The sequence below is a fragment of the Mycobacterium sp. P2_H7 genome (assembly GCF_056403275.1).
Genome location: NZ_JBFUFU010000010.1, coordinates 289,096 through 304,350 on the forward strand (window position 1 = coordinate 289,096; position 15,255 = coordinate 304,350).

A 15,255-nucleotide genomic window follows, 5' to 3' on the forward strand; every position below is an offset into this window, starting at 1 on the left:
CTGACCCCGCGGCGCAAAGCCGTCGTCCTGGTGTCGTGTTGCCTGAGCCTGCTGATCGTCTCGATGGACGCGACCATCGTCAACGTCGCGATCCCGTCCATCCGGGCCGACCTCGGGGCCAGCCCCGCGCAGTTGCAGTGGGTGGTGGACATCTACACCCTGGTGCTCGCCTCGCTGCTGATGCTGTCCGGAGCCATGGGGGACCGGTTCGGCCGGCGCCGGATCTTCCAGATCGGGCTCACGGTGTTCGCCGTCGGCTCGCTGTTGTGCAGCTTGGCACCGGGTATCGACACCCTGATCGCCGCCCGGCTGCTGCAGGCCGTGGGCGGATCGATGCTCAATCCTGTTGCGCTGTCCATCATCTCGCAGGTCTTCACCGGGAAGGTGGAGCGGGCCCGGGCGCTGGGCTTCTGGGGTGCGGTGGTCGGCATCTCGATGGCGTTGGGCCCCACCGTGGGTGGATTGCTCATCGAGTACGTGAGCTGGCGGGCGGTGTTCTGGATCAACCTGCCGATCTGCGCGGCCGCGATCATCCTGACGGCGCTCTTCGTGCCCGAGACGAAATCGGCGACCATGCGCAATGTCGACCCCATCGGCCAGGGGCTGGCGGTCATCTTCCTGTTCGGCGTGGTGTTCGCGCTGATCGAGGGGCCCGCGATGGGCTGGACGAACCCACGGGTGATCACGGTGGCGGTGCTGGCACTGGTGGCCTTCGCGGCGTTCCTGCGCTTCGAATCGCGCCGCCACGATCCCTTCATCGATCTTCGGTTCTTCCGCAGCGTCCCGTTCGCGTCGGCGACGGTGATCGCCATCTGCGCGTTTTCCACCTGGGGCGCGTTCCTGTTCATGATGTCGCTGTACCTGCAGGCTGAGCGCGGCTTCTCGGCGATGCACACCGGTCTGATCTACCTGCCCATCGCCATCGGAGCGCTGCTGTTCTCGCCGTTGTCGGGCCGGTTGGTGGGGCGCTACGGCGCGCGGCCGTCACTGGTGGCCGCGGGTGTGCTGATCACGCTGGCCTCCTTCCTGCTGACCTTCCTGACGGCGACGACGCCCATCTGGGCACTTCTGGTGGTGTTCACGGTGTTCGGCATCGGCTTCTCGATGGTCAACGCGCCGATCACCAACGCCGCGGTCAGCGGGATGCCCCTGGACCGGGCCGGTGCGGCTTCGGCGGTGACCAGTACCAGCCGTCAGATCGGAGTGAGTATCGGTGTGGCACTGTGTGGTTCGGTGACCGGGCCGACGCTGCTGTCCGCCGGGGTGGACTTCATGGGTGCCGCCCGGCCGCTGTGGTTCGTGTGCGTCGCGCTCGGCATGGTCATCATCGTGCTGAGCTTCACGTCCACGTCACAACGCGCGTTGGCTTCCGCGCAGCGGTTGGCGCCCCTGATCGACGGGAAGGTGGCGGCCCATGCCTGATAGTGCGCTCGCCGACGAGGTGTGGCAGCGGATGGCCGCGCTCGTGCACGAGAACCGCGGCGACTGGAAGCGCGCCGTCATCGACAGCTCAGGTCTGTCGTTCAGCCGAATCCGGGTGCTGCGCAGGCTGGCCCGCACGCCGATGACGGTCAAGGAACTGGCTGAGGCCGCCACCATGGACGCCCCCGCGGCGACGGTGGCCGTCAATGATCTGGAGGAGCGCGGGCTGGTGCTACGGCAGATCAACCCGCAGAACCGGCGCTGCAAGGTGGTCTCGCTCACCGACGAGGGGCATGCAGTGGCCGCAGCCGTGGAAGCGGTGCAGGATCCGGCGCCTGCGGCGTTGGCGATGCTTGATGACGCCGATCTGGTTGCACTGCAGTTGATCTTGCGAAAGCTAACTCTCTAGCACTGCCATGGCCGCGTTGTGCCCGCCGATACCGGACACCGCGCCGCCTCGTCGGGACCCCGATCCACACAACAGGATTCGGGAATGCGCCGTCGCCACCCCCCAGCGCCGGGCGGGCGTGTCCAGCGGATCGTCGTCATCGGCGAATGGCCACTCCAGGCCGCCGTGGAAGATATTGCCCGCGGTCATACCCAGGATCTTGTCCAGGTCGGCGGTGGTCTTGGCCTCGATGCACAGCCGGCCCGCCGCATCTTCGGCGATCACATCCTGAATGGGTTCGGCCAGAACGGAATTCAGTGAGTCCAAGGCCGCGGATGTCAACCGGTCGCGGGCGCGGTCCGGGTCGGCGCCGCTGGACAGGCTGTGCGGGGTGTGTAGCCCGAACACCGTCAGGGTGTGCGCGCCGGACTCCCGCAGACGCGGGGACAGGATGCTCGGGTCGGTCAGCGAGTGGCAATAGATCTCGCACGGCAGGGGTTCGGGCACCTGGCCGCGGCCGGCGGCGGAGTGTGCGGTCTCCAATTGGGTCAGCGTCTCGTTGATGTGGAAGGTGCCGCCGAACGCCTGCTCGGGGGTGACCGAGGTGTCGCGCAACCGCGGCAGTCGGCGCAGCATCAGGTTGACCTTGATCTGGGCCCCGGGCGCGGACTCGGGTGGCTGCTCGCCGAGCAGCCCCGCCAGCACCGTGGGCGTCACGCCGGCCAGCACATGGATTCCGGACACATTCTGGTCGTGGCCGTCGGCTCGGTAGCGCACCTGGCCGTCCGGCGTGATGGCGAAAACCTCTGCACCGGTGGTGATCTCGGCGCCGTGTGCGCTGGCCGCCGCGCTCAGCGCGCCGGTGACCGCACCCATCCCGCCGATCGGCACATCCCAGTCCCCGGTGCCGCCGCCGATCAGGTGGTACAGGAAGCAGACATTCTGGATCAACGATGGATCATCGGTGGAGGCGAACGTCCCGATCAGCGCGTCGGTGGCGACCACCCCGCGCACCAGATCGTTGCGCACCGCCGCGGTGATCGCGTGCCCGATCGGCTCCTCGACGATCTCGCGCCACGCGGTGGCCGCGTCGTCCCCACCGGCCAGCACCCGCCGCCGCGCAGCGGACCGGGTTTCCAAGGGCCGCAACATCGTCGGCCAGAGTGCGGTGGTGATCAGCCCGGTGCGGCGGTAGAACTCGGCGAACCCGGTCTCGTCGGCCTGGGCGCCGATGACATCAAAAGTGTTGCGCGACCCGAGCAGCAGCCCGGTGGAACCGCCGGTAGCCGGGTCCGGGGTGTAGGACGAATGCCGCCGGCGAGCCAGCCGGATCCGCGCGCCCAGATCGTCGATGACGCGTTTTGGCAGCAGGCTGACCAGATAGGAGTACCGGGACAGCCGGGCGTCGACACCGTCGAACGCGTGAGCCGAGACGGCGGCGCCGCCCACGTGGTCGAGCCGCTCCAGCAGTCGCACCCGGCGGCCTGCGCGCGCCAGGTACCCGGCGGCGACCAGACCGTTGTGTCCGCCCCCGACGATGACGACGTCGTACTGCGCGTAAGCCACCGCGCGCTCAGCCCAGGTAGCCCTCGACCTCGTCGGCAGGTCGCGCGGCGGCGTCGTCGGGATTGCCGCCGGACTCACGCAGCGCCCGCCGCTGGCGCAGCAGATCCCAGCACTGGTCCAGCTGCACCTCCAGGGAGCGCAGGCGCTTGTGTTCGGTCGATTCGTCGATCTCGCGATGCTGCAGTTGAGTGCGCAGCTCCTGCTCCTCTGCGACGAGCTTGTTGACTTCGGCGAGGATGTCCGCATCAGTGGCCATGGAGCCAGTGTGCCCGACTACGGTGGACAAGCGTGGCAACAAAACCTGAGATCGAGTTTCCGGACGGACCCGCGCCCACCGAGCTGGTCATCGAAGACGTCATTGTCGGCGACGGCGATGAGGCGGTGCCCGGCGGAGCCGTCGAGGTGCACTACGTCGGCGTCGAATACGACACCGGCGAGGAGTTCGACAGTTCGTGGAATCGCGGTGAATCCATCACCTTCCCGCTGCGCGGCCTCATCCAGGGTTGGCAGGACGGCATTCCCGGCATGAAGGTCGGCGGCCGGCGCAAGCTGACCATCCCGCCGGAGCAGGCCTACGGCCCCGAGGGCGGCGGTCATCGGCTGTCTGGCAAGACGCTGATCTTCGTCATTGACCTGCTCGGCGCGCGCTGACCTACGCCTCGACTGTCCGGTTGGGGCGCGCCGCAGCACCAAAGGCGTGCCCCAACGGGACACTCGGCGCCTATTAAGCCGGGCCGGGCAAACGCAACAGCAGCCGCACCCCACCCAGTGGACTGGCCTCCAATGAGGCTGTGCCGCCGTGCAGTTCGGCCTGCTGCGCCACCAGTGCCAGCCCCAGGCCGGATCCGGAGTGCGAAGCCGTCGACCCACGGGAGAACCGCTCGAACACCCGGGTGCGTTCCTCTTCCGGCAGGCCCACCCCGTCGTCGTCGACGGCGATCTCCACCCCGGCCCGTGAGCTCACGGCGGACAGTTGCACCCGAGTGGCGTTGCCGTGCTTGACCGCATTGGCGATCGCGTTGTCCACCGTGAGTCGTAGGCCGGTGGGAAGGCCGAGGATCAGCACAGTCGGCGCAGGCACCAGAGACACATCCAGGTCGGGATACACGCGCATGGCGTCATGCGCCGCCCGGTCGAGCAGGTCGGTGAGGTCGACCGGCACGTGGTCATCCGAGGTCGTGAGTTGGCCCTGTGCCAGCCGCTCCAGCGCCGTCAGCGTCGCCTCGATCCGGGTCTGGGTGCGGATGACATCGCCGAGCACTTCCTTGCGCTGCTCCTCGGGCATCTCCAGGGTGTCGAGCACCTCGAGGTTGGTCCGCATCGCGGTCAGCGGGGTGCGCAGCTCGTGGGAGGCGACGGCGGCGAAATCGCGGGCCGATTCCAGGGCCGCCTTGGTGCGCTGCTGTTCGTCGCCGATGCGGGCCAGCATGCCTTCGACGGCCTCGCCGATCTCGGTGGCCTCCCACACCCCGCGCACCTGAACCTCTTCGGGTTTGGACTGCGCGTTGATGGCGCGGGCCTGCTGGGCCAGCCGCCGGAACGGGGTGATCATGATCGCGGAGATGATCCAGCCCACGATGGCGGTACCGACGATGACACCGCCGCCGATCAACAGCACCCGCCGGTGCTGCGAGTCGATCTGGCGCTCGGTCTCGGTGGTCGGCGCCCCGAGCGCGACCGATGCCTGGCCGGCACTGAAGGTCCGCACGCGGTAGTCGACACCGTTGATGGTCGTAGTCGAGAATCCGTCGGGGAATTCGGGCAGCACGATGTCATCCGGTGCGGACACCGTCGACCCGCCGATGCGGGCCGTGCGGACCAGGCCGCCGTTGGCCGTCGGCTCGTCGGTGTGGTCATTGAGGGCGCTGCTGAGCAGGGTGGTGACGTCACCGAGGCTGCTGATCGAGTCCAGGCGCCGGTCCAGCTGGCTGTACTGCTCGTTGGTGATGCCGATCCATATCCAGGTGCAGATGATGATTACCGTCGCGACCACGCCGAATGCGGCCGCCAGGACGATGGAGCGCAGGGACAGGGCCCGTTTCGGCAGTCCGAAGAGCCGGTAGACGGTTTCGTTGAGATCCATGCGGGCCTACTGCTGCCTGAGGACGAATCCCACGCCGCGGACCGTGTGCAGCAGGCGGGGGGCGCCGCCGGCTTCCAACTTGCGACGCAGGTAGCCGATGAACACGTCCACCACGTTGGTGTCGGCGGCGAAGTCATAACCCCACACCAGCTCGAGAAGCTGGGCGCGCGACAGCACCGCGGTCTTGTGTTCGGCGAGCACGGCCAGCAGATCGAACTCGCGCTTGGTCAGGTCGACGTCGGTGCCGTTGACGCGGGCGCGCCGGCCGGGGATGTCCACTTCGAGCGGGCCGACAGAAATGGTCTCCGAGGAGAACGTCGCCGTGGAGCCGCGGCGGCGCAGCAGCGCCTTGACCCGGGCCACCAATTCCTGCAGCACGAACGGCTTGACCAGGTAATCGTCGGCGCCGGCTTCCAGTCCGGCCACCCGGTCGTCCACCGAACTGCGTGCCGACAGCACGCAGACCGGCACGTCGTTGTCCATGGCGCGCAGGGCGGTGACCACGCTGACGCCGTCGAGCACAGGCATGTTGATGTCGAGCACAATGGCGTCGGGTCGGGTCTCGGTGGCGCTGCGCAGGGCCTCGGCTCCGTCGACCGCCGTGGCGACCTCGAATCCGGACAGCCGCAGGCCGCGTTCCAGTGACGCGAGTACGTCGGGATCATCGTCGACGACGAGCACCCGGGGGGAGACCGCTCCACTGTCCATGGGGCCCATCTTGCCTGATCGGCCACCGCGAATGTGGCAGGCACGTCTGAGCGAAGGAAGTATTTGACCTCAATGTTTGTTGAGGTTTTAGCTTCGAGTGGCGAAGGGTTATTCAGTTGTCCGGCGTGGGAACATCGAAGTCGGGGGAAGCACGCACCTGTCGGTGACGTGAGTTAGACAGTCTTAGTGGGTGGAGTCATGGACAAGGACGACAGTGTGCTGCGCGCGGCACCGGCCATTGCGCCGCCGCCGCGCCGCATCCGCTCGTCCTCGGACATCCTGCGCCTGCTCCCGTACCTGAAGCCCTACCGGGTGCGCTGGGTCGTCATGGTGGTGGCCGCGTTCACCAGCCTCGGCGCCACCGTCTCCATCCCGCTGATCACCAAAGCGGTGATCGACGGGCCCATACAGCACCACGACGAGCGCGGGCTGTGGATCCTCGGCTTGGCGGCCACCGCCGTCGGCGCCTCCGAGGCGGTGCTCTGGTTCATCCGCCGCTGGCTGGTGGCCCGCGCCACCATGGGTGTGGAAGCCGACATCCGCAAGGACCTCTACGCCCGGCTGCAGATCCTGCCGATGAACTTCCACGGCCAATGGCAGTCCGGGCAACTGCTGTCGCGGGTGATGAACGACCTCAGTGCCATCCGGCAGTTCCTGTCCTTCGGCCTGCTGTTCCTGATGCTCAACACCGCCCAGATCATCGTGGTGACGGCCATCCTGCTGGCCATGTACTGGCCGCTCGGGGTGGTCGTGGTGGTCTCCGTTGTGCCGATCACCCTCACGGTGCTGCACTTCCAACGGCAGTTCACCCTCTTGTCGCGTCAGTCGCAGGATCAGGCCGGCAACGTCGCCACGCATGTCGAAGAGGCCGCGCTGGGGCTGCGCGTCATCAAGGCGTTCGGCCGGGATGAATACGCCTACGACCGGTTCGACGAGCGGGCCGCGGGCCTGTACGACACCGAGATACGCAAGGTCGGCGTCTCCGCCAAATTCTGGACGCTGCTGGAGGTCATCCCCAACGGCACGCTGATCATCGTGCTCGGCGTCGGCGCGTGGGCGGCTGGTCACGGTGCCGTCAGTATGGGCACTCTGGTCGCCTTCATCACCATGATGCTGTCGCTGGTGTGGCCCATCGCCTCGCTGGGTTTCCTGTTGTCGATGACGCAGGAGTCCATGACGGCCGCCAACCGGGTCGCCGAGATCTTCGACGCACCCCGCGACATCGCCGACGGCCCGGTCGGCGACACCCCGCGCGGCGGGCGTCTGGAACTGGTCGACGTCGGCTTCCGGTTCCCGGACAGCGAGGCGTGGGCGCTACGGCACGTGAACCTGACGGTGGAGCCGGGAGAGACGGTCGCCCTGGTCGGCGCCACCGGGTCGGGCAAGTCGGTGCTGGCCGCGCTGCTGTCCCGGCTCTACGACGTCACCGAGGGCGCGATCCTGTTGGACGGCAACGATATCCGTGACCTGTCGCTGCCCGCGCTGCGCCAGGCGGTGGCCACCGCATTCGAGGACCCGACCCTGTTCTCCATGTCGGTGCGGGAGAACCTGCAGCTGGGCAACCCGTCGGCGGGTGCGGATCAGCTGGCCGAAGCCGTCCGGGTGGCGGCCGCAGATTTTGTCTACGACCTACCCTTCGGTCTGGACACCCGCATCGGCGAACAGGGCATGAGCCTGTCCGGTGGTCAGCGGCAACGCCTGTCGCTGGCACGCGCCATCCTGGCCAACCCTTCCGTCCTGGTGCTCGACGACACCTTGTCCGCTCTCGATGTGCATACCGAGGCTGTCGTGACCGAGGCGCTGGGCCGCGTGCTGCGCAATGTCACGGGCATCGTGGTGGCCCACCGGGCGTCGACGGTGCTGCTCGCCGACCGGGTCGCGCTGCTGCAGGACGGCACCATCACCGACATCGGCACGCACAGCGAGCTGTTGGCGAGCGTCGGCGAGTACCGGTATCTGTTGGCCGCTGACGACGAACTCGACGACGGCGCCGAGCGGGCCTGCAATTGGGAAGACGACGAATGCCGGTCCCGGCTGGAGCATCTGCACCTGGAGGACGCGGCGCGGCGTTGGGACGTGAACCGATGAGTGTCACAGACTGGCGCGGACAGACCGTCGACAAGCAGGACGACGATCTGCCCATCGACGAATCGATCTCCCGGCGGCGCGAAGCCCGGCACCTGCTGTTCGCGTTGCTGCGGCCCTACCGCGCGATGATCGCAATCCTGGCGATCATCGTCGTGGTCGAGAACGCGGCCCGGTTGTCGGTGCCGATCCTGGTGCAGCGCGGCATCGACCACGGCATCCCGCCGATCGTGCACGGCGGCTCCGCGCGCGAACTGCTGATCATCCTCGCTGTCCTGTCCGGGATCGTCGTCATCCAGGGCGGCAGCCGGATGGTGTTCCTGCGGCGATCGGGGCGGATCGGACAGCAGGTCCTGCTCGAACTGCGCCGCAGGCTCTTTCGCCATTTCCAGCGCCTCGACGTGGCCTTCCACGACCGCTACACCTCGGGTCGGGTGGTGGCCCGGTCGACCAATGACATCGACGCCATCCAGGACATGCTGGCGACGGGATTCGATGGACTGATCACCGCGGTGCTCACGATGTGCGGTACCGCCGTGCTTCTGGTCGTGCTGGACTGGCGGCTGGGCCTGATGTGCTTGTGCGCCTTCCCCATTCTGGTGGGGTTGGTGATGTGGTTCCGGTCGGAATCCTCGAAGACGTACCTGAAGGTCCGGGAGTCGGCCGCCCTGGTGATCGTGCAGTTCGTGGAGACCATGACCGGTATCAAGGCCGTGCAGGCCTACCGGCGTGAGCCGCGCAACCAGGAGATCTTCGAAGACGTTGCCGACCAGTACAAGTCGATCAATGAGCGCGCGTTCAAGCTGCTGGCCATCTTCATGCCCAGCGTGCGGCTGGTCGGCAACCTCGCGACCGGCGCGGTGATCCTGTACGGCGGCTACCTGGTGTTGGGTGAGCAGATGACGCTCGGCACGTTGACGGCGTTCCTGCTGTATCTGCGCATCTTCTTCGAGCCGATGCAGGAGATCTCGCAGTTCTTCAACACCTTCCAGTCCGCGTCGGCGGCGCTGGAGAAGATCTCCGGTGTGCTGGCCGAACAGCCCGGCATCCGTGATCCGTCCGATCCCGTGCCGCTGCCCGCGGTGCGCGGCGAGATGGACTTCCGCGATGTCCGGTTCGACTACGTGCCGGGCCGGCCGGTGCTACCTGACCTGTCGCTGCACATTCCGGCCGGGCAGACGGTGGCGCTGGTCGGGACCACGGGCGCCGGCAAGACGACCATCGCCAAACTGATTGCGCGGTTTTATGATCCGGTGTCCGGTGTCGTCAGCCTGGACGGGATCGACCTGCGCGATATCGAGCAGGCGGAGCTGCGCCGGCACGTCGTGATGGTGACGCAGGAGAACTTCATGTTCGAGGGCACCGTCGCCGACAACATCCGGTTCGGCAGGCCGTCGGCCACCGATGCCGAGGTGCGCGCCGCGGCGCTCGCCGTCGGGGCCGACCGATTCATCGATACCCTGCCCGACGGTTATGACACCGACGTCGCCAAGCGTGGTGGCCGGCTCTCGGCCGGACAGCGCCAGCTGGTGGCGTTCGCGCGCGCATTCCTGGCCGACCCGGCCGTGCTCATCCTGGATGAGGCGACGTCCTCGCTGGATGTGCCCAGTGAGCGTCTCGTGCAGCGGGCATTGGTGACCGTGCTGGCCGATCGGACGGCCGTGGTGATCGCGCACCGATTGTCGACGGTGCTGAGCGCGGACCGGGTGCTGGTGCTGGAGCACGGGCGCATCGTCGAGGACGGTCCACCCGGCGAATTGATCGATGCGGGTGGGCATTTCGCCGGGCTGCATCTGGCGTGGGTTGAATCGCTGGCGTGACACTCAACCAGCTGCGCGCGTTCGTGGAGGCACAGCGGACCGGCTCGTTCACCGCGGCGGCGCAGGCGTTGCAGATGGCGCAGGCCTCGGTGTCGGAGTTGGTGCGCCGGCTCGAGGTCGAACTGGATACCCAGTTGTTCGTGCGGGGCAGCCGCCGCTTGGCGCTGACCGCCGCGGGGGAGGAACTGCTCCCGTACGCCCAGCAGTCGGTGCACGCCGCCGACGGCGGGGTGCATGCCGTGCGTTCGGCCGGATCCCTCGGTGGTGGCACCGCGACGTTCGGCGTTCCGCGCAACGCCGACTACTACCTGCTGTCCAGCCTGGTGCAGACCTTCCACATGCGCTATCCCGAGGTCCGGGTGCGATTGGTCGGGCAGAACTCAGCCGAGACGGCGGCCGCGATCCAGGCGGGAGAGATCGAAGCAGGCATGCTGATCCTGCCGATCGATGACGAGGATCTGACCGTGCGGCCATTGCTGCGCGACGAGGTCTTCTACGTCAGCGCCGACCCCACCCATACCGAAAAGCCTGTCACGATAAGGCAATTGGCCGAGGCCGACCTGGTTCTCTACGACGCGCACTACGGCTGGAAGGATCCCACGCGGCGTCAGCTGGCCGAACGTGCGCAGCTGGCCGGCCTGCGGCTGGAGCCGCGGATCGAAATCGAGCACGTCGAGGCGGCTTTGCGTCTGGTGGCGGCCCGGTTCGGCGACACCATTGTCAGTGGGGCGGTGATCGACAGTGCGGCGTTCCCGTCCGGGTTGCACATCGCTCCGTTCGCCGAGCCGTTGTACGACACCATCGCGCTGGCCCAGCACCGAGGCCGGCCACTGTCGAACGCCACCCGAGAATTCGCGCGCCTGGCCGAGGACACCATTCGGGAATTGGCCGCATTGCCGGCCGAATCTCCCGCCGCTTCCGGGCATCCGACGGTTCCGCTGATCACCCGCCGCCAGGTGTGAGCCTCGGCCGAATGTGGGCTCTAGGTAGGCAAAAGTGGGCACATCAGTGCGCAGCACCCACAGTCGTGGGAACGCCTGACCTGGAAGAATGTTCTTCCATCGTATTACCCTGTGGATAATGCAGGATTTGCCCATCTAGTCCTTTGGCTGGAATGTGCCTAGCGTCGCCGCCATGCAGATCACCACCGACGAAGCCCGCGCCCTCGGACCGTTCACCTGGCTCAAGAAACCCGGGATCGACGGGCCGCCAGCCCAGCGCGACCCGCAGGTCACTGAGCGGGTGTCGCAGATGCTGTCCGATATCGAACGCCGCGGCGTGGACGCGGTCCGCGACTACTCCCGCGACCTGGACGGCTGGACCGGCGAGCTCGAAGTCGACGCGAACGAGCTGAGGCGTAGCGGCGACGCACTGCCCGGCGACGTTCGCGAGGCACTGGAGCTCGGCTACGAGCGCACCAACCGTTTTGCGACCGCCACTCGTTCGCACCTGTCCGACTTCGAGGTCGATCTTGCTCCCGGTGTCGTCGGTGGGGTGCAGTACATCCCCGTCACCCGGGTTGGTGCCTACCTGCCCGCAGGTCGTTTCCCGCTGCTGGCCAGTGCCTTCATGACTGTCGGTGTGGCGAAGGCGGCAGGCGTTCCCACCGTGCTCGCGTGCACCCCGCCGTCGGGAGACCACGGTGCGCACCCGGCCGTGCTGTACGGGGCGTACCTATCCCGGGCCGACCGGGTCTTTGCCGTCGGTGGTGTCCAGGCATTGGGCGCCATGGCCTTCGGCCTTCTGGGTGATGCGCCGGTGGACATGCTCGTCGGTGCGGGCAACGCCTTCGTGACCGAGGCCAAGCGCCAGCTGTTCGGCCGCGTCGGAATCGACCTGCTCGCGGGACCGTCTGAGGTTGCGGTGCTGGCCGACGAGACGGCGAACCCGGAATGGGTGGCGGCCGATCTGTTGGGCCAGGCCGAGCACGGGCCGAACTCGCCGGCAGCACTGATCACCACATCGGAGACGTTGGGACGCAGGGTGATCGAGGCCATCGAGCGTCAGCTGGAGACCCTGTCCACCCGTGAGATCGCCGGCGCGGCCTGGCGCGACTACGGCACCGTGGTGGTCGCCCGCGATCGTGCGCAGGCCGCGGCCATCTGCGATGTGCTGGGACCCGAGCACCTCGAAGTGCAGACCAGCGATGACGACTACTTCCTCAAGGAGCTGCGCAACTACGGTTCGTTGTTCGTCGGACCGTGGAGCACCGTCGCGTATTCGGACAAGGGCATCGCCGGCACCAATCACGTTCTGCCGACCGGGAAAACCGCACGATACAACGCCGGTCTGTCGGTGTCGCGGTTCCTCAAGCCGCTGACGTACCAGCGGGCTCAGCGGCAGGGGACCGCCGCGCTGGCTCCCGCGGTCGAACGGATCTCTGCTTTCGAGGGACTGGCCGCACATGAGGCCACCGCGACCATCCGGATCGAGGAGATCGGCAGGCATTCAGGTGCTTTCGACGGTACTCCTGCGGTGAACCGGGCCTGATGGACGGCCGGCAGCTGCGCGTCTCGGCGATCTCGATCCCCGTCGCCATCGGGGACGTCGCACAGAACCTGGCCCGCATTGCGCAGGCATTGCGGACTGCCGTCGGCGCGCAGTTGATCGTCCTGCCCGAACTGGCCACCTCCGGATACGTTTTCCAGGACCGCGCCGAAGCAATCCGGCTTGCGCTCCGGGCGGACGACCCGCGGCTGACCGGGCTGGCTACCTGTCTGCGGCCCGGGGCCGTGGCTGTGGTCGGCTTCTGCGAAGTGGACAGGGGTGAGCTGTTCAATTCGGCGCTGGTTCTCGATCGCCGCGGTGTCCTCGGTTGCTACCACAAGTCGCACCTGTGGGATGCGGAGCAGGAGATCTTCACCCCCGGAGAGCGGGCCGGTGCGGTGTTCGACACTCCGATCGGCCGGCTCGGCGTCGCGATCTGCTACGACAACGAATTCCCTGAACTACCAAGGCAGTTGGCGTTGGCCGGAGCCGATGTGCTGGCGCTGCCGGTGAACTGGCCCTTGGTGTCTCGGCCAACCGGTGAGCACCCGCCGGAGACCATTCAGGCCATGGCGGCCGCCCGTTCGTCGCGGCTGGCGACGGTGATCGCCGACCGGCACGGCGCCGAGCGCGGGGTCGCGTGGACCGGCGGCACGGCGATCATCTCGGCCGATGGCTGGATCGTCAGCACCGCCGACCACCGCGACCGCGCCGACGCGGTGCTCGATCTCTACCGCGACAAGGCCATCGGTCCGCACAACGACCTGTTCGCCGATCGTCGCCCAGATCTTTACGGGGACATCGTGGTTCCCCGATACGACCACCACAACCAGAAGCGAGGAATCCGTGTCTGATTCACCCGCGATCGAGTCGAAGTCCATCGACTGGATCCCCCTCACCGAACGCCGCGGGAAGCCGTCGACGCTCTTCCCGCTGTGGTTCATGTCCAACGCGAACCTCACCACGCTGGCCACCGGCATGGTGGGCGCGGCACTTGGCGCGTCGTTCCTCACGTCGCTGGTCGCCATCGTGTCAGGCGCGGCCATCGGGACCGTGTTCACGGCCTTCCACTCGGCGCAGGGTCCGCAGCTGGGCCTGCCCCAGATGATCCAGTCCCGGGCCCAATTCGGTTACCGCGGTGTGGTGGTCATCTGCGCGGTCGTGGTGTTCAGCATCGTCGGCTTCAACATCTTCAACCAGATCCTGGCCGCCGACGCGCTCACCCTGGTCACCGGGGTGGACCAGCGTGACCTGTGGTTCGTCGTGATCACCGGGCTGGCATTGGCCTTGGCGATCTTCGGCTACCACTGGATCCACCGTTTCCAGACCTGGTTGACGTGGCTGTTCCTGGCTACTTTCGGCGTGTTCACGGTCGCGGCGTTGGTCTGGCTGCCGCTGCCCGACGGGCAGCTCGGCTTCGGCGGGTTCACCTGGGCGGCCTTCCTGGTCCAGTTCGCCGCCGCGGCGGCCTACGCGCTGGGCTGGGCGCCGTACGTGTCGGACTACTCCCGCTACCTCCCGCCGCAGACCAGTCCCCGCAAGGCGCTGTTCCACACGTACACCGGCGTTTTCGTCGGCGCGACCTGGCTGATGGTGCTCGGTGCGCTGGTGGCCGCGCTGTTCAGTGGCGTCGCCCCGCTGGAGGCGGTGCAGCAGGCCGCCGATCAGCTGGTGGCGGGTTCCGGTGCCTGGCTGGTCGTGGCCGCGATTCCCGGCTTGATCACCGTGGTCACCGTCAACATCTACGCCGCTTCACTGGAGCTGATCACCATGGTCGATTCGTTCCGTCCGGTGCGGCCCACGCTTCGCCTGCGGGTGATCTCCTGCACGGTCATTGCCCTCGCCGGCCTGCTGGGCGCCGTGCTGTCGACGGGCGCGTTCCTCACCAACTTCGGCAGCTTCCTGGTGGTGCTGCTGTACCTGCTGGTGCCGTGGACGTCGGTGAACCTGGTCGACTACTACTTTGTGCGGCGCGGGCACTATGCAGTGCGGGAGATCTTCGTGGCGCACGACAGCGTGTACGGGACGTGGGGCTGGCGCGGGCTGTCGGCGTACCTGATCGGGATCGTCGCGATGATTCCGTTCGTGGTGACCGTCTGGTTCACCGGTCCGGTCGCGGCGGCCATGGGCAATATCGACATTGCACTGTTCGTCGGTCTTTTCGCTTCCGCCGCAGCATATTTGGTGATGGCTCGATCGCTGGATCTGGCGACCGAGACAGCCCGGGCCGAGGCCGATGCGCGTGAGCACGGGATCGAGGCGGTCAGCTTCGCGGGCCGGGTGGCGCCGGTGGAGACCTAGCCCTGCGGATAGAAGAGGAACAGTCGGCACCCGATCGTCGTCGACGGAATGTGCCAGGACCCCGCGGGTGCATGCAAGAACGTGCCTGCGGGATAGTCCTGTGCGCCATCGTTGAACACACCGTCGAGAACGTAGACCTCTTCGGGACCGGGGTCGTGGATGTCTTTTTCGGGAAAGATGCTTCCCGGGTCCATCTCGAGAATGACGGCTTTCGCCTCCGGTCCGTTCCACAACCTGCGCACCCGGACGCCGGGAAGGATCTCTTCGGCGGCGGTGTCGTCGACGAATGCGGACTGGTAGCCGGGCTGGGCGAGGATCTCGGGATTCACCGCTTCATCGTCTCGGCGTGAGTCGGCGTCGGACAGGGCAACACTTGCCACGATTGGGTATTTTCG

14 protein-coding genes are annotated in these 15,255 nt (G+C 67.3%); 9 read left to right on the forward strand and 5 right to left on the reverse strand.

From position 1 onward, the window contains the following. A complete protein-coding gene (locus AC1DY7_RS16750) occupies positions 1-1,422 on the forward strand; it encodes an MFS transporter (RefSeq protein WP_477495056.1) in 1,422 nt (473 codons plus the stop codon). Beyond that, positions 1,415-1,831 (forward strand): MarR family winged helix-turn-helix transcriptional regulator, encoded by a 417-nt coding sequence (locus tag AC1DY7_RS16755; RefSeq protein ID WP_477494822.1) that lies wholly within the window; start codon positions 1,415-1,417, stop codon positions 1,829-1,831. The genes AC1DY7_RS16750 and AC1DY7_RS16755 overlap by 8 nt, the downstream gene beginning before the upstream one ends. Here AC1DY7_RS16755 and AC1DY7_RS16760 read toward each other — a convergent pair. Next, complete coding sequence (locus tag AC1DY7_RS16760) at positions 1,820-3,376, reverse strand: phytoene desaturase family protein (protein ID WP_477494823.1); 1,557 nt, start codon at positions 3,374-3,376, stop codon at positions 1,820-1,822. The genes AC1DY7_RS16755 and AC1DY7_RS16760 overlap by 12 nt on opposite strands. Positions 3,377-3,383: 7 nt before the next feature. Beyond that, a complete protein-coding gene (locus AC1DY7_RS16765) occupies positions 3,384-3,632 on the reverse strand; it encodes a DUF2630 family protein (RefSeq protein ID WP_477494824.1) in 249 nt (82 codons plus the stop codon). A gap of 32 nt (positions 3,633-3,664) precedes the next feature. Here AC1DY7_RS16765 and AC1DY7_RS16770 point away from each other — a divergent pair, with 32 nt between their 5' ends. Continuing rightward, positions 3,665-4,027 carry an FKBP-type peptidyl-prolyl cis-trans isomerase gene (locus tag AC1DY7_RS16770; protein ID WP_477494825.1) on the forward strand — a complete coding sequence of 121 codons (363 nt, stop codon included), beginning with the start codon at positions 3,665-3,667 and terminating at the stop codon, positions 4,025-4,027. Between the two features lie 73 nt (positions 4,028-4,100). Here AC1DY7_RS16770 and AC1DY7_RS16775 read toward each other — a convergent pair whose 3' ends face one another. Then, the gene (locus tag AC1DY7_RS16775) at positions 4,101-5,459 is read right to left on the reverse strand and encodes a sensor histidine kinase (protein WP_477494826.1); all 1,359 of its coding nucleotides are present in this window, start codon (positions 5,457-5,459) and stop codon (positions 4,101-4,103) included. A 6-nt stretch (positions 5,460-5,465) separates the two neighbouring features. Beyond that, entirely contained in the window at positions 5,466-6,176 is a 711-nt protein-coding gene (prrA, locus tag AC1DY7_RS16780; RefSeq protein WP_477494827.1) for a two-component system response regulator PrrA, read from the reverse strand. Between the two features lie 189 nt (positions 6,177-6,365). Between prrA and AC1DY7_RS16785 the strand changes: the two genes are divergently transcribed. From AC1DY7_RS16785 to AC1DY7_RS16810, 6 genes are all read left to right on the forward strand, one after another. Next, positions 6,366-8,255 carry an ABC transporter ATP-binding protein gene (locus AC1DY7_RS16785; RefSeq protein WP_477494828.1) on the forward strand — a complete coding sequence of 630 codons (1,890 nt, stop codon included), beginning with the start codon at positions 6,366-6,368 and terminating at the stop codon, positions 8,253-8,255. Continuing rightward, positions 8,252-10,072 carry an ABC transporter ATP-binding protein gene (locus tag AC1DY7_RS16790; protein ID WP_477494829.1) on the forward strand — a complete coding sequence of 607 codons (1,821 nt, stop codon included), beginning with the start codon at positions 8,252-8,254 and terminating at the stop codon, positions 10,070-10,072. Before AC1DY7_RS16785 ends, AC1DY7_RS16790 begins: the two co-directional genes overlap by 4 nt. Then, on the forward strand, positions 10,069-11,034 hold the full coding sequence (locus tag AC1DY7_RS16795; RefSeq protein WP_477494830.1) for a LysR family transcriptional regulator: 966 nt from the start codon (positions 10,069-10,071) through the stop codon (positions 11,032-11,034). Before AC1DY7_RS16790 ends, AC1DY7_RS16795 begins: the two co-directional genes overlap by 4 nt. Positions 11,035-11,206: 172 nt before the next feature. Continuing rightward, the gene (hisD, locus tag AC1DY7_RS16800; RefSeq protein ID WP_477494831.1) at positions 11,207-12,562 is read left to right on the forward strand and encodes a histidinol dehydrogenase; all 1,356 of its coding nucleotides are present in this window, start codon (positions 11,207-11,209) and stop codon (positions 12,560-12,562) included. Then, the gene (locus AC1DY7_RS16805; RefSeq protein ID WP_477494832.1) at positions 12,562-13,413 is read left to right on the forward strand and encodes a nitrilase-related carbon-nitrogen hydrolase; all 852 of its coding nucleotides are present in this window, start codon (positions 12,562-12,564) and stop codon (positions 13,411-13,413) included. Before hisD ends, AC1DY7_RS16805 begins: the two co-directional genes overlap by 1 nt. Beyond that, positions 13,406-14,860, forward strand: a complete 1,455-nt coding sequence (locus AC1DY7_RS16810; protein ID WP_477494833.1) for a purine-cytosine permease family protein — start codon at positions 13,406-13,408, stop codon at positions 14,858-14,860. The genes AC1DY7_RS16805 and AC1DY7_RS16810 overlap by 8 nt, the downstream gene beginning before the upstream one ends. Here the strand turns inward: AC1DY7_RS16810 and AC1DY7_RS16815 are convergent. Further along, a complete protein-coding gene (locus AC1DY7_RS16815; protein WP_477494834.1) occupies positions 14,857-15,240 on the reverse strand; it encodes a cupin domain-containing protein in 384 nt (127 codons plus the stop codon). The genes AC1DY7_RS16810 and AC1DY7_RS16815 overlap by 4 nt on opposite strands. Positions 15,241-15,255: the final 15 nt, after the last annotated feature.

Coding starts and splice junctions, on each gene's coding strand:
- AC1DY7_RS16755 (WP_477494822.1), top strand. CDS start 1,415: ATGCCTGATAGTGCGCTCGCCGACGAGGTGTGGCAGCGGATGGCCGCG.
- AC1DY7_RS16765 (WP_477494824.1), bottom strand. CDS start 3,632: ATGGCCACTGATGCGGACATCCTCGCCGAAGTCAACAAGCTCGTCGCA.
- AC1DY7_RS16775 (WP_477494826.1), bottom strand. CDS start 5,459: ATGGATCTCAACGAAACCGTCTACCGGCTCTTCGGACTGCCGAAACGG.
- prrA (WP_477494827.1), bottom strand. CDS start 6,176: ATGGGCCCCATGGACAGTGGAGCGGTCTCCCCCCGGGTGCTCGTCGTC.
- AC1DY7_RS16785 (WP_477494828.1), top strand. CDS start 6,366: ATGGACAAGGACGACAGTGTGCTGCGCGCGGCACCGGCCATTGCGCCG.
- AC1DY7_RS16790 (WP_477494829.1), top strand. CDS start 8,252: ATGAGTGTCACAGACTGGCGCGGACAGACCGTCGACAAGCAGGACGAC.
- hisD (WP_477494831.1), top strand. CDS start 11,207: ATGCAGATCACCACCGACGAAGCCCGCGCCCTCGGACCGTTCACCTGG.
- AC1DY7_RS16805 (WP_477494832.1), top strand. CDS start 12,562: ATGGACGGCCGGCAGCTGCGCGTCTCGGCGATCTCGATCCCCGTCGCC.